Source organism: Devosia elaeis (genome assembly GCF_001650025.1).
GTDB lineage: Bacteria > Pseudomonadota > Alphaproteobacteria > Rhizobiales > Devosiaceae > Devosia > Devosia elaeis.
This window is the reverse complement of the sequence record NZ_LVVY01000087.1, coordinates 1-22287: the sequence shown is the minus strand read 5'-3', so window position 1 is coordinate 22287 and position 22287 is coordinate 1. Positions and strand designations below refer to the sequence as shown.

General features: G+C 64.0%; 26 protein-coding genes. 20 read left to right on the top strand and 6 right to left on the bottom strand.

Going from position 1 to position 22287, the window contains the following annotated elements; genetic code table 11:
• Positions 1-51 precede the first annotated feature (51 nt).
• From A3840_RS11335 to A3840_RS11320, 4 genes are all read left to right on the top strand, one after another.
• A complete protein-coding gene (locus A3840_RS11335) occupies positions 52-423 on the top strand; it encodes a GntR family transcriptional regulator (protein ID WP_067456472.1) in 372 nt (123 codons plus the stop codon).
• Positions 420-1319 (top strand): ABC transporter ATP-binding protein, encoded by a 900-nt coding sequence (locus tag A3840_RS11330; protein ID WP_067456469.1) that lies wholly within the window; start codon positions 420-422, stop codon positions 1317-1319. Before A3840_RS11335 ends, A3840_RS11330 begins: the two co-directional genes overlap by 4 nt.
• Positions 1316-2206 (top strand): hypothetical protein, encoded by an 891-nt coding sequence (locus A3840_RS11325; RefSeq protein ID WP_067456466.1) that lies wholly within the window; start codon positions 1316-1318, stop codon positions 2204-2206. The genes A3840_RS11330 and A3840_RS11325 overlap by 4 nt, the downstream gene beginning before the upstream one ends.
• 104 nt (positions 2207-2310) lie before the next feature.
• Positions 2311-3120: a hypothetical protein gene (locus A3840_RS11320; RefSeq protein WP_067456463.1), complete on the top strand. Its 810-nt coding sequence runs from the start codon at positions 2311-2313 to the stop codon at positions 3118-3120.
• Here the strand turns inward: A3840_RS11320 and A3840_RS11315 are convergent.
• Positions 3117-3995, bottom strand: coding sequence for a glycosyltransferase family 8 protein (locus A3840_RS11315; RefSeq protein ID WP_067456460.1), 879 nt, complete (start codon positions 3993-3995; stop codon positions 3117-3119). The genes A3840_RS11320 and A3840_RS11315 overlap by 4 nt on opposite strands.
• Complete coding sequence (locus tag A3840_RS11310) at positions 3992-5233, bottom strand: O-antigen ligase family protein (protein WP_067456457.1); 1242 nt, start codon at positions 5231-5233, stop codon at positions 3992-3994. The genes A3840_RS11315 and A3840_RS11310 overlap by 4 nt, the downstream gene beginning before the upstream one ends.
• Positions 5234-5450: 217 nt before the next feature.
• Here A3840_RS11310 and A3840_RS11305 point away from each other — a divergent pair, with 217 nt between their 5' ends.
• The 5 genes from A3840_RS11305 to A3840_RS11285 all read left to right on the top strand — a co-directional run bounded on the left by A3840_RS11305 (position 5451) and on the right by A3840_RS11285 (position 9975).
• Positions 5451-6335, top strand: a complete 885-nt coding sequence (locus A3840_RS11305; protein WP_067456454.1) for a metal ABC transporter substrate-binding protein — start codon at positions 5451-5453, stop codon at positions 6333-6335.
• The gene (locus tag A3840_RS11300) at positions 6332-7201 is read left to right on the top strand and encodes a manganese/iron ABC transporter ATP-binding protein (protein ID WP_067456451.1); all 870 of its coding nucleotides are present in this window, start codon (positions 6332-6334) and stop codon (positions 7199-7201) included. The genes A3840_RS11305 and A3840_RS11300 overlap by 4 nt, the downstream gene beginning before the upstream one ends.
• On the top strand, positions 7198-8049 hold the full coding sequence (locus tag A3840_RS11295) for a metal ABC transporter permease (RefSeq protein WP_067456448.1): 852 nt from the start codon (positions 7198-7200) through the stop codon (positions 8047-8049). The genes A3840_RS11300 and A3840_RS11295 overlap by 4 nt, the downstream gene beginning before the upstream one ends.
• Positions 8049-8879 (top strand): metal ABC transporter permease, encoded by an 831-nt coding sequence (locus tag A3840_RS11290; RefSeq protein WP_067456445.1) that lies wholly within the window; start codon positions 8049-8051, stop codon positions 8877-8879. Before A3840_RS11295 ends, A3840_RS11290 begins: the two co-directional genes overlap by 1 nt.
• A 67-nt stretch (positions 8880-8946) precedes the next feature.
• Positions 8947-9975, top strand: a complete 1029-nt coding sequence (locus tag A3840_RS11285; RefSeq protein ID WP_067456442.1) for a DUF2793 domain-containing protein — start codon at positions 8947-8949, stop codon at positions 9973-9975.
• A gap of 17 nt (positions 9976-9992) precedes the next feature.
• Here A3840_RS11285 and A3840_RS11280 read toward each other — a convergent pair whose 3' ends face one another.
• The gene (locus tag A3840_RS11280) at positions 9993-11651 is read right to left on the bottom strand and encodes an MBL fold metallo-hydrolase (RefSeq protein WP_067456439.1); all 1659 of its coding nucleotides are present in this window, start codon (positions 11649-11651) and stop codon (positions 9993-9995) included.
• Between the two features lie 126 nt (positions 11652-11777).
• Here A3840_RS11280 and A3840_RS11275 point away from each other — a divergent pair, with 126 nt between their 5' ends.
• The 10 genes from A3840_RS11275 (at position 11778) to A3840_RS11230 (ending at position 18408) form a co-directional block, all read left to right on the top strand.
• Positions 11778-12128, top strand: a complete 351-nt coding sequence (locus A3840_RS11275) for a DUF1428 domain-containing protein (RefSeq protein WP_067456436.1) — start codon at positions 11778-11780, stop codon at positions 12126-12128.
• Positions 12129-12263: 135 nt separating this feature from the next.
• Positions 12264-12740 (top strand): glutathione peroxidase, encoded by a 477-nt coding sequence (locus A3840_RS11270; RefSeq protein WP_067456432.1) that lies wholly within the window; start codon positions 12264-12266, stop codon positions 12738-12740.
• Between the two features lie 162 nt (positions 12741-12902).
• A complete protein-coding gene (locus tag A3840_RS11265) occupies positions 12903-13535 on the top strand; it encodes a DUF1236 domain-containing protein (RefSeq protein WP_067456429.1) in 633 nt (210 codons plus the stop codon).
• A 96-nt stretch (positions 13536-13631) separates the two neighbouring features.
• The gene (locus A3840_RS11260; RefSeq protein ID WP_067456426.1) at positions 13632-13928 is read left to right on the top strand and encodes an Rdx family protein; all 297 of its coding nucleotides are present in this window, start codon (positions 13632-13634) and stop codon (positions 13926-13928) included.
• A gap of 62 nt (positions 13929-13990) precedes the next feature.
• A complete protein-coding gene (locus A3840_RS20260) occupies positions 13991-14359 on the top strand; it encodes a YegP family protein (RefSeq protein WP_067456424.1) in 369 nt (122 codons plus the stop codon).
• A 66-nt stretch (positions 14360-14425) separates the two neighbouring features.
• On the top strand, positions 14426-15214 hold the full coding sequence (locus A3840_RS11250) for a substrate-binding periplasmic protein (protein ID WP_067456421.1): 789 nt from the start codon (positions 14426-14428) through the stop codon (positions 15212-15214).
• Between the two features lie 171 nt (positions 15215-15385).
• A complete protein-coding gene (locus tag A3840_RS11245; RefSeq protein ID WP_067456419.1) occupies positions 15386-16204 on the top strand; it encodes an amino acid ABC transporter permease in 819 nt (272 codons plus the stop codon).
• Between the two features lie 69 nt (positions 16205-16273).
• Entirely contained in the window at positions 16274-16795 is a 522-nt protein-coding gene (locus tag A3840_RS11240; protein ID WP_205633372.1) for a CreA family protein, read from the top strand.
• 159 nt (positions 16796-16954) lie between these two features.
• Positions 16955-17590, top strand: coding sequence for a peroxiredoxin (locus A3840_RS11235; protein WP_067456493.1), 636 nt, complete (start codon positions 16955-16957; stop codon positions 17588-17590).
• 464 nt (positions 17591-18054) lie between these two features.
• A complete protein-coding gene (locus A3840_RS11230; protein WP_245676599.1) occupies positions 18055-18408 on the top strand; it encodes a septal ring lytic transglycosylase RlpA family protein in 354 nt (117 codons plus the stop codon).
• Positions 18409-18472: 64 nt separating this feature from the next.
• Here the strand turns inward: A3840_RS11230 and A3840_RS11225 are convergent, their stop codons facing one another.
• The 3 genes from A3840_RS11225 to A3840_RS19880 are packed head-to-tail and all read right to left on the bottom strand — an operon-like array spanning position 18473 to position 20611.
• Positions 18473-19435, bottom strand: a complete 963-nt coding sequence (locus A3840_RS11225; RefSeq protein WP_067456413.1) for an aldo/keto reductase — start codon at positions 19433-19435, stop codon at positions 18473-18475.
• A gap of 25 nt (positions 19436-19460) precedes the next feature.
• A complete protein-coding gene (locus A3840_RS11220; protein WP_067456487.1) occupies positions 19461-20444 on the bottom strand; it encodes an aldo/keto reductase in 984 nt (327 codons plus the stop codon).
• Positions 20445-20446: 2 nt separating this feature from the next.
• Entirely contained in the window at positions 20447-20611 is a 165-nt protein-coding gene (locus A3840_RS19880; RefSeq protein ID WP_205633371.1) for a YjiS-like domain-containing protein, read from the bottom strand.
• A 176-nt stretch (positions 20612-20787) separates the two neighbouring features.
• Here A3840_RS19880 and A3840_RS11215 point away from each other — a divergent pair, with 176 nt between their 5' ends.
• Positions 20788-21657 (top strand): LysR family transcriptional regulator, encoded by an 870-nt coding sequence (locus A3840_RS11215; protein WP_067456410.1) that lies wholly within the window; start codon positions 20788-20790, stop codon positions 21655-21657.
• The last annotated feature ends 630 nt before the right edge of the window (positions 21658-22287 follow it).

The window sequence follows — 22287 nt, the reverse complement described above, 5'->3', positions numbered from 1 at the left end:
ACATACTGTCATGGTGTGCTAGGTATACAGCACACTATACAGGCAAAACACATGGATGATTTTCACACCAGCCAGCCGATCTTCGTGCAGATCCGGCAAAGGCTGATCGGGATGATCCTGCGCCGGCAGGTGGGGGAGGGCGATGCCCTGCCCTCGGTTCGCCAGATTGCGGGCGAACTCTCGGTCAATCCTTTGACGGTCACCAAGGCCTTCGAGGCGCTGGTCGATATCGGCGTGGTGGAAAAACGAAGGGGTCTGGGCATGTTCGTCACCAATGGCGCGCGGGAAAAGCTTCTGGCGCATGAACGCGACAAGTTCCTGGCGGAAGACTGGCCGCGCATCGCCGCCCAGATCAAGACGCTGGAACTGGACCTCCAAAGCCTGCTCAGTTCAGCACAAAAGCCCCAAGAGGCGCAGAAATGACCGATCTTTCCCCCTCCGCCGAGCCCATCGTCTCCGCGCGCGGCCTCAAGAAGAGCTTCGGCCGCAAGCAGATCCTGCATGGCCTGGATTTCGACATTCCCCCCGGCCGCATCTATGGCCTGATCGGCCATAACGGCGCCGGCAAGACCACGACGCTCAATGCCATGCTGGGCCTCACCTCCTATGAGGGCACTATCCGGGTGCTCGGCGAAGATCCCTTCGCCCGCCGCGCCCAGCTCATGGAAAATGTCGCCTTCATTTCCGATGTGGCCAGCCTGCCGCGCTTCCTCAGGGTGCGCGAGCTCTTCGCCCTGCTCACCAATATCCACCCCAATTTCAGCCCGGAAAAGGCCCGTTCCTTCCTCGAAGGCACCGATATCCGGCCGGAAATGAAAATCCGCACCCTGTCCAAGGGCATGATCGCGCAATTGCATCTGGCGGTGGTCATGGCCATCGACGCCAAGCTCTTGGTGCTCGACGAGCCGACCCTGGGCCTCGACATCACCTATCGCAAGCGTTTCTACCGGCGCCTGCTCGAAGATTACATGACCGAGGAGCGCACCCTGATCATCACCACCCACCAGGTGGACGAGATCGAATTCATGCTCTCCGACATCATGTTCATCCGCGATGGCGAATTGATTCTGCACATGCAGATGGAGACGGTGAGCGAGAAATTCTCCCAGCTCGTCGTCAACGAGCCCGAGCATCAGGACCAGGCGCGGGCGCTGGGCCCGGTCTATGAGGAAACCCGCTTCGGCCAGACGGTGATGATCTATGATGGGGTCGATCGCGCCCTGCTCGAGCCGTTCGGCCGGGTCTCCACCCCCACCATGTCCGATCTCTTCGTTGCCCTGATGCAGCGATCCAGCGCCAATCCGGAGACCGCCCGATGAAGGCCTTCTTCGCCCTCATGCACCGCGAATATATCGAGCATCGCGGCGCCTTTCTCATTGCTCCGCTGGTTCTCGTGGCCATCGTCTTCGCCCTGACCCTGCTCGCCTTCAGCGTCGACCGGCTCGATACCCGCTTTTCCGGGCAATTGCTGACCGTGGTGCCCACCTGGGTCTTCGAGGCCGGCTTTGCCGGGCTCGCGGCGGCCTGGCTGGCCTATCTGGGCTTCGTGCTGTTCTTCTATTGCGCCGATGGCTTCGCCGCCGACAAGCGCAACAATGCCATGCTGTTCTGGAAATCCATGCCGGTTTCCGATCTCAAGGTGCTGCTGAGCAAGCTGGCGGCCGCGCTGACCATCCTGCCCGGCTCGATCTTTGCCGTCGCCCTGCTCAGCATCCTGCTGATGTTCGGCGTCGCCTATGTGACCACCATGGTGGCCGGGCTGGGCAGCGCCACGCTCCTGGGCAGCATCGCAACCATCTATCTGCAGATGGCGCTGGTCTTTCTCGTCATCATGGTCTGCGCCCTGCTCTGGTACCTGCCCTATATCGCCCTGGTCGGCGCCATGGGCAGCGTGGTCGGCCGCTGGGCCATTCCGCTGACGCTGCTGCTGCCCACGGTGATCTCGGCGCTGGAATGGGTGACGCTGGGCGGCGTGCATCCCTTCGCCACCAAAACCTCGGCCTATCTCGAATATCGCAGCCAGATGCCGGTATCCCTCGATCACCTCGACCGCGTCTGGGAAGGGCAGGAAGCCTTCAATTCCACCCTTTTCGTCACCGATTTCCTGCAGAAATTCGACTGGATGCAGGTCGGTATCGGCGCGCTCTTCGCCTTCCTTACCATCTATCTGGCCTCCGAATATCGCCGCCGCGCTCCGGCCAATTGACGGCGATACCCCATGCATGGCCAGCCACGCCGCGCTTTCCGGAGCGCGGCGTTTCCGTTTCCGCCGGATCGTGCTAGAGCCCGGCAAACTGGTCCCGAGGCAACATGACCCTTCCCCCCATCGTCAGCTTCTGGCATGGCCCGCTGAGCTGGCTGGAAGTGCTCTGCATCCGCTCCTTCCTCCGCCAGGGCCACGAGGTCCTGGTTCATTCCTACGACCCCCTTGCCGATCTGCCTGCCGGCGCGCAATGGCGCGATGCGGCTAGCCTGCTGCCGCGGGAAAAGCTGGTTTTCTACAAGGGCCGCGGCACGCCCGGCGTGTTTTCCGATCATTTCCGCTATGCCGCCCTGCGCGCCGGCCTGGGCATCTATGCCGATCTCGATGTCTATTGCGTTCGTCCCATCGCCGGGCCACCCGATTATCTGATGGCCTGGGAACGCCCCGGCTCGGTCAATGGCGCGGTGCTGCATATTCCCGCCGATGCACCCATTCTCGACGATCTCGAGGCCGTCTTTGCCGACGGGCCGCGCCCGCTGGTCGAGCCTTACCTGTCGCCGCTGCGCCGCGCCGAAGTGGTGCTGCGGCGTCTGTTCGGAGACCGCGTCACGCCCGAGCACATGCAATATGGCGCCACCGGCCCCATGGCGCTGACCCATTATGTCAAGCGCCACGGCCTCACCCATCTGGTCCGGCCCTCGCCCACCTTCTATCCCGTCCCCTATGAGGATATTCCCGGGCTGATGCGCGCCGGATCCAGCCTGGAGGCGGCGGTGACGCCCGAAACGCTCGGCATCCATCTCTGGCGCAGCCAGCTCACCGACCGCGGCCGCGCCGAAATGCCCCTGCCCGAACCCGGCAGCGCCCTGGCCACGCTCTGCGCCAATGAAGGCCTCGATCCGGCATCGCTTTTCTAGCGACCCAATCTCAGTCGCTTTTTCCACCATTGTTTCCAGCGATGCCGTGCGAAGCGATAGAAGAGTTCGTTGGTCATGACGTGCCGATAGAGCCGCGCATAGGCGACCGATTGCAGCATGCCAGCGAAGATACCCCAGGGCTTGTTTTCCCCGGTATAGTGCAGGATGGCCGGATCGAGCCCTTCATGGGCGTGGCGGGCGTCGATAGTGTTCCAGCGCCAGTCCAGCTTTAGCCACTGGTCCTTGAAGATCAGGTTGAGCAGATCCTGGTCGTAATAGATGCGCTGCATGACGCCGGTTGCATAGGCCTGTTCCATCTGGCCGATAATGTCGGCCTCGCGCCATTTTGCGACATCGATGAGCACGAGGCCGGCATTGAAATAATAGTCGGCGGGATCGAAGATATCGCGGTTTCGCTTAAGGTCGCGACCGCCGGTGATAAAGGCGCCGATAGTGTCGCGTACAGCGGCTATCGCTTTGTCCCCGAGGTCGAGCTCGAAGAGATAGCCGATATCGTCGCGCACCAGCATGTCGCAGTCCAGATAGAGGATGCGCTCGACCGCCGGCCCGACCAGCCGGTCGAGCATCAGCCGCGCATAGACGATATTGGACAGACGCTTGTTCTCCGGCATGCGTGCCGCGATATCGCGGAACATTTCGGACTGGTCGAGGTCGTACCAGTGCAATGTCACCGGGAACTCGGATGTAATCCTTTCGATATCGGCGCGATGTTCGGGCGTTAGCGTGCGGTGGCACAGGTGGAAAACCAGCGCTTCGCGGCGATGGGCGAACAGGCATACCGAGCGCATCGTGGCATAGGCCGGCGCCCAGAAATTGTCGTCGAAGGTCAGGGCGATATGGAATCTGGCGGTCATGTCAGGTTCGCTTTTGGGCGCTGGCGGGACGGGACGTCAACGCAGAAGCCCAATAGGGCCGCGGCGCAGACCGGTCCGAAGCCGAGCAGGACTTCCATGGAAAAGCTGGTGTCGAACAGGCCAAAAATGGCGTAGCACAGGGCCAGCACCGCGGCGCCGTACAGACGCGGCAGGTATTGACTATCTCGAGGCGAACGGGTCGCGCCGATGATCGGCGTGACCATGTAGAGGAGGTAGGCAAGAAGGCCCATGACGCCGGCCAGGGCGGCGAAATTCACGTAGTCGTTATGCAAATGCGACCACCTGACCGTGTCGGCTTGCACCTGCGGACTCATATAGGGCCGGGCAGCCTCCACGTGGTGCCACCATCCATGCCCGAAGATCGGGGATTCAAGGAAGGCCTGCAGGCCCCCGTAATAAAGGTTGAGGCGAATTTCCGTCGAATAGTCGATTGCCTCGCCCTGCCCGAGGAAAACGGCGATGGTGTTGAAGGCCGAGAGCGCCCGGAGATCGTCCGCAAAGACGACCGAGACCACAATCGCCAGGATCAGTCCAACAAGCACCGTGCCTGCGGCCAGAAATCGGGATCGGCCCTTGAGGGTCCATATCCAGAAAGCCAGGAAAAGCACGCCTAGCCCGGCCAACATGACCACGGCGGAGCGCGTTCCGGCCAATAAGGCCGTCCCCGTAGCCAGAACCGGGCCGAGCAGGAACACGAAGCGGGATATCCCCCTGCCGGCAAAAAAACCCATCGTGGCCAGAAAACCAAGCATGACGGCGGCCATGGCATACGGGTTGGTTAAGTTGACGAAACCAACCACCCGGGCCACCCCCAGGATGTTCACCTCGTAGATCGCCCATATCAGCGCACACGCCGCACCCAGCAGCGCCAGACTTGCAAAGATCAGGCTGGACTTCGGCCCGGCATTGGCCGCGAGCAGGGACACAGCGGGCATGAACATCAGGAAGAAGAGGAAATTGCCAGCATATTGCACATCGCTGGCCGCCTGGGCCGATAAGACGAAGGCGGTCAGCAGCAGGAGGAAGGCCAGCAGATAGGACACCGATTCTAGCCGCATCATGCGGCTGCGTCGGTCCCGGCTGGTCAGCATCAACGGAAGGCTGGCCAGGAGAATAATGCTATAGCCATAGGCTGACAGATTGCCGATCAGGTCTGCACCGATCAGCAGCAGTCCGAGTACGGCCCAGGCAGCCAATTTCTCAAGCCTGTTCACCATGTCTCGGCCCTGCTCCGCACAATCCGGCGGACCGGGCCCGCCTCAGTTACAAAATGAGGTTGCTTAGGACGTGAGGCTGATCGCAGCAAGAAAATTGTGCCATCGCCACCCCCTCTGGCGCAGCTCCGGGGGCGCTCCTCACTTGCCTTCGAACGCATCCACTTGCGAATGATTTGCAATTGCATTATCTCTATCATCGTTTCGACCGGAGAGTTTCATGCATCGTCGTTTGTTCGCCTTTCTGCTGCTGTCCACCACGCTGGTTTTTCCCGCTGCCGCCCAGGAGCGGGTCAAGGCGGTGACGTCCTTCACTATCCTGGCCGATATGGCGCGCAATGTGGCCGGCGATGCGGCCGACGTGGTCTCCATCACCAAGCCCGGCGCCGAGATTCACAATTACCAGCCCACCCCCGGCGACCTGGTCGCTGCCCAGGACGCCGATCTGGTGCTCTGGAACGGGCTCAATCTCGAGCAATGGTTCGCGCAGTTTCTCGATAATCTCCCCGATGTGCCCAATGTCGTGCTGACCGAGGGCATCGAGCCCATCGGCATCGGCGAGGGCCCCTATGAAGGCCGGCCCAATCCCCATGCCTGGATGTCGCCTTCCGACGCGCTGATCTATGTCGAGAACATCCGCGCCGCCTTTGCCGAGGTCGATCCGGCCAATGCCGACATCTATGCCGCCAATGCCGCCGCCTATGCGGCCGAGATCACGGCGACTGTCGAACCCATTCGCGAAGCCCTCGCGGCCATTCCCGAGGAACGGCGCTGGCTGGTCACCTCCGAGGGCGCCTTTTCCTATCTCGCCCGCGATTTCGGCCTCAGGGAACTCTATCTCTGGCCCATCAATGCCGATCAGCAGGGCACGCCCCGCCAGGTACGCCAGGTGATCGATGCGGTGCGCGAGCACGATATTCCCGTGATCTTCTCCGAATCCACCATTTCCCCCAAGCCCGCCGAGCAGGTCGCGCGCGAGACCGGGATAAAATATGGCGGCGTGCTCTATGTGGATTCGCTCTCCGAGCCGGATGGCGAAGTGCCGACCTATCTCGATCTCTTGCGCGTCACCACCAGCACCATAGCCGCGGGGCTTGCCGAATGAGTGAATTGCCCGGCATCGCGGTCAAGGACATCACCGTCGCCTATCGCAACGGCACCACGGCTTTGCGCCATGCCAGCTTTGCCTCGCCGCGCGGATCCATCACCGCCCTGGTGGGCGTCAATGGCGCGGGCAAGTCCACCATTTTCAAGGCCATCATGGGTTTCGTGCCGCTGGTTGGCGGGGCGATCACCATTCTGGGCCAGGACGGCCGCAAGGCCCAGCGGCGAAACCTCGTCGCCTATGTGCCGCAATCGGAGGAAGTGGACTGGAATTTCCCGGTCCTCGTCGAGGATGTGGTGATGATGGGCCGCTTCGGCCACATGAACCTGTTCCGCATCCCCCGGCCGCTCGATCGCGACAAGGTCGCCGCCGCCCTGGCGCGGGTCAACATGACCGAATTCGCCAGGCGCCAGATCGGCGAACTCTCGGGCGGGCAGAAGAAGCGCGTCTTCCTGGCCCGCGCCCTGGCGCAGGAAGGCGAGGTCATCCTGCTCGACGAGCCCTTTACCGGCGTCGACGTCAAGACCGAGGATGCCATCATCGCCCTATTGCGCGCCCTGCGCGACGAGGGCAAGGTCATCCTCGTCTCCACCCATAATCTGGGCTCGGTGCCCGAATTCTGCGACCGCACGGTCCTGGTCAAGGGCACGGTCCTGGCCCATGGTCCCACGCCCGAGATTTTCACCCGCGACAAGCTGGAAGAGGCCTTTGGCGGCGTGCTGCGCCATTTCGTGCTGTCCGGCCCCGGCCTGCATGACGACGACGATCCGCGTCATCTCTCGGTGCTGACCGACGACGAGCGGCCCCTGGTTCTTTACGGCGAGAAGGGCCGCGAAACCCACCAGCAATCGAGCAATGGCAAATGATCGATTTCCTGCTCGAACCCTTTGCCTATCACTACATGATCAACGCCATGTGGGTCTCGGCGCTGGTCGGGGGCGTCTGCGCCTTCCTTTCGGCCTATCTCATGCTCAAGGGCTGGTCGCTGATCGGCGACGCCCTGTCCCATTCCATCGTGCCCGGCGTGGCCGGGGCCTATATGCTCGGCCTGCCCTTTTCGCTGGGCGCCTTTCTCTCGGGCGGCATGGCGGCCGGGGCCATGCTGTTCCTGTCCCAGCGCAGCCGGCTGCGCGAGGATGCGGTGATCGGGCTGATCTTCACCAGCTTTTTCGGGCTCGGCCTGTTCATGGTCTCCATCTCGCCCACCGCCGTCGATGTGCAATCGATCGTCCTGGGCAATATTCTGGCCATCACGCCCGAGGATATCGTGCAATTGGTGCTGATCTCGGTGGTGACGCTGGCGGTCATGGCGGTGATCTGGAAGGATTTGATGGTCACCTTCTTCGATGAAAGCCATGCCCGCTCGATCGGGCTGCGCACGACCTGGCTCAAGGTGATCTTCTTCACCCTGCTCAGCGCCGCCACCGTTGCCGCCATGCAGACCGTGGGCGCCTTCCTCGTCATCGCCATGGTCGTCACCCCGGGGGCCACGGCCTATCTGCTCGCCGATCGCTTTCCCCGTCTCATCCTCATCGCCATTGCCATCGGCGTCTTCTCCTCGCTCATCGGCGCCTATCTCTCCTATTTCCTCGATGGCGCCACCGGCGGGGTCATCGTCGTGCTGCAGACCCTGGTTTTCCTGGCCGCTTTCGTCTTCGCGCCCAAGCACGGCCTGCTCGCCGCCCGCCGCCGCATTGCCGAGGAGACGGCCTGATGGAATGGTATGAAATGGCCCTCTGGCCCTTCCAATTGCCTTTCATGGTCCAGGCCATGATCATCGCCGTGCTGGTCGCCCTGCCCACGGCGCTGCTCTCCTGCTTCCTGGTGCTCAAGGGCTGGTCGCTGATGGGCGACGCCATTTCCCATGCCGTCCTGCCCGGCGTGGTCCTGGCCTATGTCGTGGGTCTGCCGCTCGGCCTGGGCGCCTTTGCCGCCGGCATGGTCTGCGCGCTCTCGGTGGGCTTTCTCAAGGAACATAGCCGCATCAAGGAAGATACGATCATGGGCGTGGTCTTTGCCGGCCTCTTCGGCCTCGGCATCGTCCTCTACACTGCCATCCGCACCGATGTGCATCTCGACCATATCCTGTTCGGCAACATGCTGGGCGTCGGCCAGGACGATCTGCTCACCGCCGGCATCATCGCCCTGGTCGCGGTCGCGCTGATCGCCGCCAAATGGCGCGATCTCATGCTCTTCATCTTCGATCCGCAACAGGCCGGCGCCATCGGCCTGCCGGTGCGCCTGCTGCATTACGGCCTGCTCGCCCTCATCTCGCTCACCATTGTCGGCGCCCTGCAGGCGGTGGGCATTGTGCTGGTCATCGCCCTGCTCATCGCGCCCGGCGCCATCGCCTTCCTCATCACCCGCCGCTTCGGCGTCATGCTGCTCCTGGCCAGCGCCATTTCGGTCACCTGCAGCCTCCTGGGGGTCTATCTCAGCTTCTTCCTCGACAGCGCGCCCGCGCCCACCATCGTGCTGCTGATGAGCCTCAGCTTCATCATCGCTTTCATCCTCACCCAGCGGCGCAGCGTGGCGATGGTCTAGGCGCACTTATCCCCGCCGCCCCAATCCGGTTCCACACTGGGCTCCAGCAGAAACCTGGAGCCCTTTCATGGATCACACCGCCCGCCTCGACCTGCCCTTCATCATGGCCGGACAGGCCCTCAAGCATATCACCCATAACGAGGCGCTCGACCGGCTCGATATTCTGGTCCAGCCCATCGTCCAATCGGCCAGCCTCGCCACCCCGCCGGCCGCGCCCCTGCCGGGCGAAGCCTGGATCGTGCCTGCCGGCGCCACCGGCGTCTGGTCCGGCCATGGCGGGGAAATCGCCGCCTTCCAGGCCGGGGCCTGGCGCTTCTACGACCCGGCCCAGGGCTGGCAGGTCTTCGACCGCGCCGCCGAGGCGCTGCTGATCTATTCCGGCGCCGCCTGGGTGGCCGTGGCCGCCACCGGGGCGGGACTGCCGCAATTGGGCGTCAATACCTCGGCCGATGCCACCAATCGGCTCGCTGTCGCCGCCGAGGCGACGCTGCTCACCCATGCCGGCGCCGGCCATCAGGTCAAGGTCAACAAGGGTGCTGCCGCCCAGACGGCCAGCCTGCTGTTTCAGTCCAATTGGTCCGGCCGCGCCGAAATGGGCCTGATGGGCGACGACAATTGGCGCATCAAGGTCAGCCCCGACGGCTCGACCTGGCGCGATGCCATCACCGTCAATGCCGCCACCGGCGCCGCCAGCTTCGTGGCCGCGCCGCGCCCGGCCGCCGACAATACGCTGAGCCTGGGCGCCAGCTCTGCCCGCTGGTCGGCAATCTGGGCGGCCACCGGCACGATCCAGACCTCCGATGCCCGCCTCAAGAAGGATATCGCCCCCTCCGATCTCGGCCTCGATTTCGTCCGCGCCCTCAATCCGGTGCGCTTCGCCTGGATCGAGGACGACGGCCGCATCCATTACGGCCTCATCGCCCAGGAAGTCGCCGAAACCCTTGCGGGAAAATCCTTCGGCGGCCATGTCCTCGAAAATGACCGGCACGCCCTGCGCTACGACCAGTTCATCGCCCCCCTGATCAAGGCGGTGCAGGAGCTGGCTGCAAAGATGGAGGACCTGGCCGAGGCGGTGGAGGAACTGGAGCGGCCCTAGCCGCTCGCCGGTGCCCGCTATTCGTCGAAGGCCTGCGTCTCCACCGGGGTCACCGGCGTCGGCATGGGCGGCGGGCTCTTTTCCGCCCCCAGCGCCGACAATGTCTCCTGCAATTGCATCATCAGCGCCAGTTTCTCGGCATCGGGCAGTTCATGCAGCCTCTGGCTCAGCCTTATGGTGAAATCGGAAAACAGGTTGTGCCAGTCCTGCGGCAATTGCCGGAGATCGACGCGCCGGGCCGCCGGCTTCAGCGCCGCCTTTATGCCGGCCGCGGTCAGTTCGAAATAATCGTCCAGTTCCGGCAGGATCACCTGGTCGCCGCCGAGCTTGCCCGCCGCCACCAGCGCCTCGCGCAGGGCGTGCCGCTCCTCGTTCTCGCCATGGGTCAGGAACAGCGCGCCATGCGCCGGCAGGCGGGCAATTATCCAGTCCATCAATTCGGAATGGTCGGCATGGGCCGAATAATTACCCATGGACTTTATGGCGGCGCGCACCGGCACCAGCGTGCCATGGATGCGCACTTCCTTGGCGCCCGAAAGGATGATCTGGCCCAGCGTGCCCGGCGCCTGGTAGCCCACGAACAGGACCGTGGCATTGGACCGGATGAGATTGTTGCGCAGGTGATGCTTGATGCGCCCGGCATCGGCCATGCCCGAGGCGGACATGATGATGGCCCCGCCCTTGATGGCATTGAGCGCCTTCGAATCCTCCACCGCCTCGATGATGCGGAATCGGGGATCGCTGAACAATTCGTCCGCCGACAATTCGGTGTCTTCGAACAGCTTGGAATATTTGCGGTAGACGCCCGTCACCTTGCTCGCCAGGGGCGAATCCAGCACCACCAGCTTGGGGTCGATCTCCCCGTTCTTGATGAGCACGCCGATATCGTGCAGCAATTCCTGGCTGCGCTCCACCGCGAAGGCCGGGATGATCAGGTTGCCGCCCCGCTGCATGGCCTGGACGATTTCTGCCTTCAGCGCCTCGCGCCGTTCCACCAGGGTGTAATCGGCGCGCTCGCGCCCGCCATAGGTGCTCTCGCACAGGATATAGTCGAACCCCGCCGGCCCTTCGGGCTCGGCATAGAACACTTTCTCGTCCGGCCCGATATCGCCCGAGAACATCAGCCGCACCAGTTTGCCGTCCCCATTCATCACCTCGACCTCGATCGAGGCCGAGCCGATGATATGGCCGGCATTCCAGAATCGCGCCCTGACGCCCGGCCCCGGCGCGATCCATTCCTTGTACTGGCAGGTGTGCCGGTGCTGCAGCGCCTCCTCGGCATCGGCCATCGTATAGAGCGGCGGGGCGGGTTCGTCCCCACGCCGCCCGCGCTTCTTGGTCTCGCGCTCGGCCTCGCTTTCCTGGATGCCGGCGCTGTCGGGCAGGAGATATTCGAGCAGGCCCGCGCTCGGCTCGGTCATCCACATCGGCCCGCGCCAGCCCTCGGCATAGAGCTTGGGCAGAAGCCCCGCATGGTCGATATGGGCGTGGGTCAGCAGCAGGAAATCGATGTCCTTGGGATCGAAAGGCGTCGGCTTGAGGTTGAGGTCCCGTACGCTCTTGTTTCCTTGAAACAGCCCGCAATCGACGAGGAATTGCCCTCCCGGATGCACCACCCGATAGCACGAGCCGGTCACCGTGCCGGCCGCGCCGTGAAAATGGAGGGTGACGCTCATGGCTCAAATCCTCTTTTTTGCCGATGGGTGTCGAGATTAGCCCTGCCCATCCGTCAAAGTCGAGGCAGGGGCGTGCAAGAGCCAGGCCCCGCCCTGCGTTCAACCAGCCAAATGAGGAGATCGAAAATGGCTTATGTCGATGGTTTCGTTGCCGCCATTCCCAAGGCGAACAAGCAGCTTTATCAGGAGCATTCCCGCGCCTCCGCGGAGCGGATCAAATCCTGGGGTGCCACCCGTGTCGTCGAGAATTGGGGCGATGACGTGCCCAGGGGCGAGACCAATGATTTCTACGGCGCCGTTTTGGCCAAGCCCGATGAAGTGGTCGTCTTTTCCTGGATCGAATATCCCGACAAGGCGACCCGCGATGCGGTCATGCAAAAGATGATGTCGCCCGAGGGCATGGAAGGCATTCCCGAAATGCCCTTCGACGGCAAGCGCATGATCTTCGGCGGCTTCGAGACCCTGTTCTCGGTGTAATGAGGATCGGGACTTCGTGTGAAGTCCCACATCCGCCGGCCTGACGCCTCCCCGTGGCGGGGGAGGCTGTCCTTGACGCTTCCATTCCGCAGGCCTACCCAGAGGCCCTTCGCCACCGGACCCAACGGGTGCTCCATGACCACGCTTTCCGATTTCACCCTGCCTCTGCTCGATGGCCGGGAACAACCCCTCTCTGCCTATGACGGCAAGCTGGTCCTCGTGGTCAATGTCGCCTCCAGATGCGGCTTCACGCCCCAATATGCCGGTCTCGAAGCGCTTTACCGGCAGTACAGGGATCGCAATTTCGTGGTCCTGGGCTTTCCCTGCAATCAGTTCGCCGGGCAGGAACCGGGCACGTCCGCGGAGATCGCCCAATTCTGCTCGCTGACCTATGACGTGACCTTCCCCCTCTTCGCGCGCATCAATGTCAACGGCCGCTGGACCCATCCGCTCTACAAATGGCTCAAGCAGGCATTGCCGGGTGGATCGGGCGGCGCCATCGAGTGGAATTTTGCCAAATTCCTCGTCGGTCGCGATGGCAGGGCCATGGCGCGCTATGCCCCGGCCACCGAGCCGGCCGCGCTTGCGCCAGACATCGAAAAGGCGCTGTAGCGTCGGCGCCACAGCCATTCATCACATTCCTTCCGGGCCGGAACGATTTCCGGGCGCTGCCGTTCGTTCGGCCAAGGGGCGGATAATCCTGCCGCAATGCGGCGATCCGCAAGCCTGGCGGGCTGGCTGCCAAAGCCGTCCGCAATGGAAAGGAATAAGAAAATGCAGAAACTGCTTCTGGCCTCTGTGGCCACGCTTTCGCTCGCACTGATGCTGCCGGTCCATGCCCAGGATGGCGGCACGGTCGATCCCGAGGCCGGCGCCACCATCGGCGCCACGGGCGGCGGCGCCACCGGCGCCGTGGTCGGCGGTCTGGTGGGCGGTCCCGTCGGCGCGATCATCGGCGGCTTTGCCGGCGCGGTGATCGGCGCCGAAGCCGGTATCGAAACGTCCACCATCGATTATGTCGCCGCCAATCCCGTCGCCCCGGTCGTCATCGATGGCACCCTTGATGTCGGCTATGTGCTGCCCTCCGACATCACCGTCTATCCGGTGGCCGACGATCCTGCCTATGGCTATATCTATGCCAATGGCCGCGTCTGGCTGGTCGATATGCAGACCTCCACCCTGGTCTATTCGCCCGGCTATGTGGTGAGCCAGTCGGCTGCCGATTTCGCCATCGCCAATCCGGTCGATCCCATCGGGGCCCAGGGTGATGTCGTGGTCGGCTATGTCCTGCCCGACGACACCGTGGTCACGCCGGTGCCCACCGATCCCTATTACGGCTATGTCTATATCGATGGCCGCCCGGCCCTGGTCGATATGTCCAGCCGCACCGTGGTCTGGTTCCAGTAAACCGGCCTCTTCTCGACCGCCCGGCCTTGCCGGGCGGTCTTGCTTTGCCCGCGCCATGGATTACCCTGGGTTTCGCCGCGGGGATTTCGCACGCTCATGACTCAAGCCAAGCCAGCGATCGCCATTGCCTATTGCACCCAATGCAACTGGATGCTGCGCGCCGCCTGGATGGCGCAGGAATTGCTGTCCACCTTCTCGCTCGAGCTGGGCGCGGTGACCCTCATCCCCGGCACCGGCGGCATTTTCGAGATCCGGCTCGACGGCGATCTCCTCTGGGAGCGCAAGCGCGACGGCGGCTTTCCCGATAGCCGGGTGCTCAAGCAATTGGTGCGCGACCGCATCGATCCGGACCGCGATCTCGGCCACCTCGACCGGGTCCGCACGGACAAATAATCCCTTTTCAATTGCTGACTTTGGGATAGTCTTTTCGGACCAGACTCAGGGAGGCCAGCGTCATGGCACACAAGTTCAATATCACCAATGCGGCGAACGACCAGTTCAAGTTCGACTTCTCCTACAATTCGGAAAAGATTTTCTGGTCGGAGAATTACAAGGCCAAGGCCAGTGCCAAGAACGCCATCGAATCCCTGAAGAAGAATGCGCCGGATGCCTCCGTGGCCGATCTTTCCAAGGACGAGACCGGCTCCGGCTACCGTTTCGAGATCGTGGAATCCAAGGACGGCCAGCATTTCGTGCGCTTCGTGGCCAGCAATGGCGAAACCATGGTGCGCACCGAAACCTATGCCTCCAAGGCCAGCGCCAAGAATGCCATTGAATCGCTCAAGAAGAACGGGCCGGGCGCCGACGTGAGCGACCACGCCTGATCTATTTCCAAAGCCGATCCGCTTGGTCTAGTCTCCCGGCGAAACATTCCGGGAGACCGCCGCCTCATGATCAAGATCACCGCCCTTCTTGCCAGCGCCACCCTGGTCCTGGCCGCCGCGCCCGCTTTGGCCCAGGACCTTCCCGATCTTGGGGGCCGGGTCATCCACGCGGTGACCGAGAACGCCTATTACCCGCTCAATTTCGCCGGGCCGGACGGCAATGGCATCGGGCTCGAATATGACGTCATCAACGAGGTCGCCAGGCGCCTCAATGCCAGTGTCGAATGGGACCTGACCGCCTGGGACGTGATGATTGAATCGGTGCGCAACGGCCAGTTCGACATCGGCGCCGACGGCATCACCATCACCGAGGAACGGGCCCAGCAGGTCGATTTCACCGAGCCCTTCATTACGGTCGAGCAATATTTCCTCGTCCGCGCCGATGAGGACCGCATCACCAGCCCCGAAAGCTTCGCCGAAAACCCCGATCTGCTCTTCGGCGCCCAGGCCGGCACCTCGTCCTTCTATACCGCCATCTATGACGTGCTCGATGGCGACGAGGCCAATCCCCGGGTCAAGACCTTCGACAGCTTCGGCGCCGCGGTCCAGGCCGTGAAGGCCGGCGACGTCGACGCCGTCATTGCCGACCAGGCCGCTTCGGCGGGCTATATCGGCGCCGATCCGGGGGCCTTCAAGCAGGCGGGCGAAGCCATCAAGTCCGATCCGTTCGGCTTCATCCTCACCCCCGGCTCCGATCTCGTCGAACCCTTCAACCTCGCCCTCGACCAGCTCCGCGCGGAAGGCTGGCTCGACGAGCGCATCAATTACTGGTTCTTCGAATATTCGGCGGACTAGGGCCACCAAGTCATGGTTCTTTCGCCCCCTCCCCCTTGAGGGGAGGGCAGGGTGGGGGTGGTCCAGGCAGCCACCGATGGACCCCCTCCCTCATTCCCTCCCCTCAAGGGGGAAGGAGGCGCAGGAGCCGCCCGGTCTGTATAAGCCGGTGGTCCCGCCATATGCTTGCTTATGACCCCACGTCCACCCCGACCATCCCTGTTCGCGCGCCTGCCCTATTGGCTGCTGGCGATCCTGCTGCTCTTCGTGCTCGGCCTCTGGGCGATCACCACCGATCAGACCTATGCCAATATCTTCCGCACGCTCTCCGGCGGCGTCCTCACCACGCTCTGGGTCACGCTTCTGGCCTTCCTCGCCGCCACCCTGCTCGGCCTGCTCGTCGCCCTGGCGCGCACCTCCAATATCCGGGTCCTGCGCGAAATCGCCACCTTCTACGTGGAGATCATTCGCGGCATCCCCATCCTCGTCTTCCTGTTCTACATCGCCTTCGTCGCCGCCCCGGCCATGGTCGGCGCCTACAATTGGGTGCTGGCGCCGCTGATCGACCTGGGCTGGATCGCCCCCGCCACCGTGCGCGGCTTCGATTTCGTCTGGCGCGCCATTTTCGCGCTCACCATCTGCTATTCCGCCTTCATCGCCGAGATTTTCCGCGCCGGCATCGAGGCGGTGGGGCGCGGCCAGATCGAGGCGGCGCGCTCGCTCGGCCTGTCCCGCTGGCATTGCTTCCGCTTCATCATCTTCCCCCAGGCCCTGCGCACCATCCTGCCGCCGCTGGGCAATGACTTCGTCTCCATGGTCAAGGATTCGGCGCTGGTCTCGGCCCTGGGCGTGCAGGACATCACCCAATTGGGCAAGCTCTCCGCCTCGTCGAGCTTCCTCTTCTTCGAAACCTACAATGTCGTGGCCTATCTCTACCTCACCATGACCATTTCGCTGTCCCTCTTGGTGCGCTGGCTGGAACGGATCATGGACGACCGGCTCCGGCGCTAGCGGCACTTGCCTAATGGATCGCGCAATCCCATCTTTGCCGGGCTAACCCGGGAGCCCGCCATGAACAATATTGCCCGCCTCGCTCTTGTCGCCACCGCCGCTTTCGCCCTCGCCGCCTGCGGCCGCGGCGGGGAAGTGGGCAATGTCGGCGTCGACTGGACCGGCAACGACATTTCCATCGAGGCGGTCGCCGATCCCGATGTCGAGGGCGTGGTCTGCCACCTGGCCTTCTTCAACCGCTCCTTCATCGACCGGGTCAGCCAGGGCAATTGGTTCGAGGACCCCTCCTATTCCGCGCTCGATTGCTCGGCCATCGGCCCCATCACCATCGGCAATATCCGCACCAGTGCCGGCGGCCAGGAAATCTTCCAGCAGGGCCGCTCGCTGATCTGGAAATCGCTGCGCGTCACCCGGATTTACGATGCGGCCAACAATGCGCTGGTCTATCTGGGCCATGCCCGCGAAATCCAGCAGGGGTCGGGCAAGATGAGCCTGTCGGTCGTCCCGCTCAACGGGCTCGACGTCACCTGGACCAATGGCGCCCCCGAGGCCCGGCCCATGCAGGGCTCGGTCATGGTCACCGGCGAATAGGGCCCGTTCTCGCGCCGCCGCCCACAGGGGCAAGCCTTGCCTTTGTCCCGGCAAACAAGGCAAAAGCGTTTCGCCCCACGCCGTTCCAACGGACGCGCGGGAGCACGATATTCTTCTGACAAGCGAATGGACCCGCCCCGGCGGGCAAAGGAAGACGATATGGCGATCCTGATTGGCGATACCGCCCCCGATTTCACCCTCGAATCCACCGAGGGCAATATCCACTTCCATGATTATATCGATGGATCCTGGGCGGTGCTGTTCAGCCATCCCAAGAATTTCACCCCCGTCTGCACCACCGAACTGGGCTATACGGCCAAGCTGAAGCCCGAATTCGAGAAGCGCGGCGTCAAGGTGCTGGGCCTGTCGGTGGACAAGCTCGAGGATCACGGCGGCTGGGCCAGGGATATCGAGGAAACCCAGGGCTCCGCCCTCAATTTCCCGCTCCTGGCCGACAGCGAAGGCAAAGTGGCCCGCCTCTACGACATGATCCATCCCAATGCCGACAACACATTGACCGTGCGTTCGGTCTTCGTCATCGGCCCGGACAAGAAGGTCAAGCTCAAGATCGAATATCCGGCCTCCACCGGCCGCAATTTCGATGAGGTGCTGCGCGTCATCGACAGCCTGCAGCTCACCGCCAAGCACCAGGTCGCCACCCCGGTCAATTGGCAGAGCGGCGAGGATGTCATCATCGTGCCGGCCGTCTCCAACGAACAGGCCAAGACCAAGTATCCCGAAGGCTGGAAAGAGCTGAAGCCCTATCTGCGCATCGTGCCCCAGCCGCAGGACTGAGCGCACCGATCTCCCTGATCGACTGGGCGATGGCCAGGCCATCGCCCTTTTCTTTTGGCCGTGCCCCCTCCGGCACTCCGTTTCGTCGCAAAAACGCGCCACATTCCCGCCCCAAAGCGGGCCGCGCAGGCCCGATTTCCGGCCCTTTTTCCCGGGGAACCCGCCCGGCAAGCCCGTTTGAGTCATCTTGCCTGCAACCGTTGCCCATCGGCCACAGGTCGCAAACTGGTTCCCCTCCTTTGCTGATTCTGGCCGTCTTGAGGCGTTGATTCGGCTTTGTCGTGGATTCCCTTTCCAAGGTTTCCAAGACTCTACCGGGCATGGTTAACACTTTTCTTCGTGTGCCCTGCGGCAAAACCGCAACAATCGCCCCGCCCGGCCGCAAAGGCCCGGAATTGCTCACATTGTGGCCGCCGCCCCCCTCTATTCACCGGCCATCGACAACTACAGTGAGCTCAGGATCATTGAATAAGAAAGCCGTTATCGCCGCCATCTGTGCTGCAAGTGTTTTGAGTTTTTCCAGTGCAGCCTATGCCCAATGCGGCGGCGCCTCCTGGTATGGTCCTGGCTTCCACGGGAAGACGGCCGCATCGGGAGAAACCTTCAACGAGAACGCCATGACGGCGGCGCATCGTACCCTGCCATTCGGCACCAAGGTCGAAGTCGTCGACCAGCGGACCGGCAAGTCGGTGGAAGTGACCATCAACGATCGTGGCCCTTTCCACGGCAAGCGCATCATCGATCTGTCCAAGGCCGCCGCGACCGCCCTCGGTTTCCGCAATCGCGGCGTCACCACGGTCTGCATCGCCCAGGAATAGGCCTGGGCCGAACCATTCGTCTCCTCCCGGGACGTTGAAGGGCCGCCCATCGGGCGGCCCTTTCCTATCGCAGCTTCAGCGCCTCGATATCCGCCACCCGGTCCGCCTCCAGCGGCCCCCGCCGTTCGGCCGCCAGGGCCGCCGCCAATTCGGCCCGGTTCTTCACGCCCAGCACCAGCGTATCCACGCCCTCGATGCCCAGCGCATAGCGATGCGCGATCTCGGCCGGGTCCTCGCCCCATGCCGCGCAGAGATCCCGATAGGGCAGGGCGCGCTCGAAATCCCGGCTGGTGGCGGAATTGTCCGCCCGGTCGAGCCCATGGGTCAGCGCCCCGGCCTGCACGGCCCGCACCCCCATCACCCCGCTTCCGGCGGCCCTGGCCGCCGCGATCACCTCGCGCGGGCGTGGGGCAAGGCCGGTGCCGTTCATCTCGCCGGGGCTGTCCAGCAGGTTGGCGATGGCCTGGACCGCCGCCGGCACGGGATCCGAATCCAGCGCCGCGATTGTCGCCGCCGCATGGTTGATCCCGGTAATGCCCCAATCCCCGATCAGCCCCTCGGCCACCAATTGCGCGAAGGCCGGCCGCACCGCTTCGCGATAGAGCGACAGGCTGGTGGAGCGCTCGTCCCTGGGCGGCTGGCCCGGCGGATAGTCGAAATCGTCCGGCCGGATTTCGCTGTGCAGCAGCATCATGTCCACCCGCTCCAACCGCATGTCCTTGAGGCTCTGTTCCAGCGAGGCGCGCAGGCGCGGATAGACCATCTCCGCCGGCACCGTGCCCAGGCCGTGCTTGGTGGTCACCCGCACCCCCTCGGGCAGACGCCCCTCGAAGGCCCGCCCGATCATGGCTTCGCAGATCTTGTAGCCGGGCGCGGCGTCGATCAGGCTAATGCCTCCATCCACCGCCGCTCGCAGCGTGGCCACAGCCTCCGCTTCCGAAGTCGGGCCCCAGACCTGGCCAATGCCGCCACCCCCCAGGGTCAGCCGGCTCACGGGCCCGAAACGGCCCAGGTTCTGCATATGCATGTCTCTTCTCCTCTGCGTGCGGGGTTCAGGCGGCGCCGTCCAGATGCGCCATCTGCTCGGCCGACAGGGTCAGCCCGGCCCCCGCAATGTTCTCGGCCAATTGCGCCGGGGTCGATGCAGCCACCAGCGGGATGATGGCGGGCGTGGAGTGCAGCAGCCAGGCGATCACCACCTGGCTGGGCGTGGCCCCGGTCTCGCCGGCCACCGCCTCCAGCGCCGCCCGGCGCTTGTCATTGTCCTCGGTCCGATAGGCCGGCTCCAGCCGGCTGGGATCGGCATAGGCGCCGCGCAGCATGGGCGTATAGGCCACCGCGCGGAAATCGGGATTGAAGCGGATATAGTCGAGATGCTGGCCGCGCAGGCCGGCCTCGGTGCCCCAGCCGCCGCGCAGGCCCATGACCGCATTGCGCTTGAGATCGCTGTCCGGCCGGGGCCGGAAATAGGAAAAATGCTGTTGCAGGCCCGCATATTCGGCCCAGCCATGCTGCCGGCTCAATTGCCGCGCCCGCTCGATGCGCCAGACCGCCATGTTGGAACAGGCAATGGCGCGCACCTTGCCCGCCTGCACCAGCGCGTTGAAGGCCGCCAGCGTTTCTTCCAGATCCGTGGTCCGGTCGTCGATATGGGCATAATAGAGATCGATATAATCGGTCCCCAGCCGCCTGAGCGAGCTGTCGATGCCCCGCATGATGGCCGTACGCCCCAGCCCTTCGATATCCTCCAGGCCCGCGCCCGCCCGGTTGGGCAGGGCGCCGACCTTGGTGGCGATCACCAGGTCGTCGCGCCGCCCCCGGTCCTTGAGCCAGCGCCCCAGCAGGTCCTCGCTGGAGCCCGCATAGGCGGTCCAGAACGAGTAATTATTGGCCGTGTCGATGAAATTGCCGCCCGCGGCCACATATTGGTCGAGCAATTGCCGGGACAGGCTCTCCTCGACATTGCCGCCGAACAGCATGGCGCCCAGCGCCAGCCGCGATACCGAAAGCGGTCCCAGATCGGTCTTGTCCAGCATGGTCAGCATCCTTCCGTTTCGTCGGCGCGGCGGGCGATGAAATCGCCGATCGTGTCGCGCTGCGTCCCGATATCGGCCAGCAGCCGGTCGTCCAGCATGGCCAGCTTGCGCCGCGTCGCCTGGCGCAGCCGCCAATTGCGCAGCCTGAGGGCAAGGGGTTGGAACATTTTTCTCTCCGTCGATGCGGACAATCCGGCGAGCGCGGAAGCGATATCCTCGTTGCAGAATTGTCGGTATTTGCTGTGTTTGAAGACAGGCCTCGCCGTCTCCGTGCTCCAACAATTGCGCATTTGCAGGCATCTGCGCTACAATCGAGACTGCAACGTGCTTTGCAGAAATAAAAATGGACTTCTCCTGGGACGATCTCCGTCTGTTTCTCGATGTGGCGCGGTTGGGCGGCCTCAGCGCCGCGACCCGGACCAGCGGGCTTTCCGCCGCCACTTTGGGCCGCCGTGTCACCGCCCTGGAGCGCCAGGTGGGCGAGCCGCTTTTCCTGCGCAGCCAGACCGGTTACCGCCTCACCCCGGCCGGCGAGGAATTGCTGCTCCGCGCCGAAGAGGTGGAGGCGGCCATGCTGGCGCTCAAGCGCTGGAAGGACGGGGCCATCGGCGAGCGCGTGGTGCGGGTCTCGGCCGGGCCCTGGACCTCGTCCTTCCTGGCCCGCAACATCGCCGCCATCTGGACGGCGGCGGATCGCTTCGGGCTCGAATTGGTCACCGCCAATCACAAGGTCGATATCGGCCGCCGCCATGCCGATATCGGCATTCGCAACCAGCGGCCCACCGAGCCTTTCCTCGCCGGGCGGCTGATCGGCCGGGTCGCCTATGGTCTCTATGCCCGTCCCGAGCTGGTGAGCGGCGTCGCTGCCGGCTATTTCGTCGGCATGGCGGGCGAGGGGGCCCAGACCCAGTCGGCCCGCTGGCTGCATGCCCGCCACGGCGACCGCATCGCCACGCGCGGCAATGATGCCATGAGCCTGTTGGACCTGGTGGCGGCGGGGGCCGGCATTTCCGTCTTTCCCTGCTTCATCGGTGACGCCGATCCCCGCATCGCCCGCATGGCCGGCACCATAGCCGAGCTGGAAACCGAGCAATGGCTGGTCTGCCACCACGAGGAACGCCACAGCCCCGCCATCCGCACCGTCACCGACCGCATCGCCACCCTGATGCGCAACAACGCCCCCCTCTTCCGCGGCGAAACGCCCCAGGCATGACCAGCGCGCCAGGGGTCGTGATCATGCGGCAAACGCCGCCATGAGCGCTAAGCGCGAATGGCGGGCAGCCGCCCCAAACGCCGGCCCCCCACCTCCCCCTTGACGGGGGAGGTAGCGCAGCTTGGCCGAAGGCCTAGCGAAGCTGGGAGGGGGTGCCGGCAGGCGCAGGCGTTAGAAATCAAACACCCCGCCGCCCATCCCCCTCACCCGTCTCGGGCTTCGCCCGATCCAGCCCTGCCGGGCCTTGCTCGCTGAAATCGCTCCACCGGAGCGATTTCAGGGCGCTTGCAAGCCTCTCCCCGACGGGGAGAGGAATAAGAGGCGAACGCCGGACCAATTCTTCTCCCCCTCGGGGAGAAGGCCATGAGCGCTATGCGCGAATGGCGGGGAGCCTTCCCAAACACCGGACCCCCACCTCCCCCTTTGACGGGGGAGGTAGCGCAGCTTGGCCGAAGGCCTAGCGGAGCTAGGAGGGGGTGCTCCCACACACCGGCGCCTGATTTCGGCACCCTGCCGCCCATCCCCCCACCCCAGCCCTCCCCGCAAGGGGGAGGGTGCTGCATCGCGTCTTCCCGGAAAACTTATCCCCACCCCCATCACCCCACATTACTCTCCCCCCATCAGCCGGGT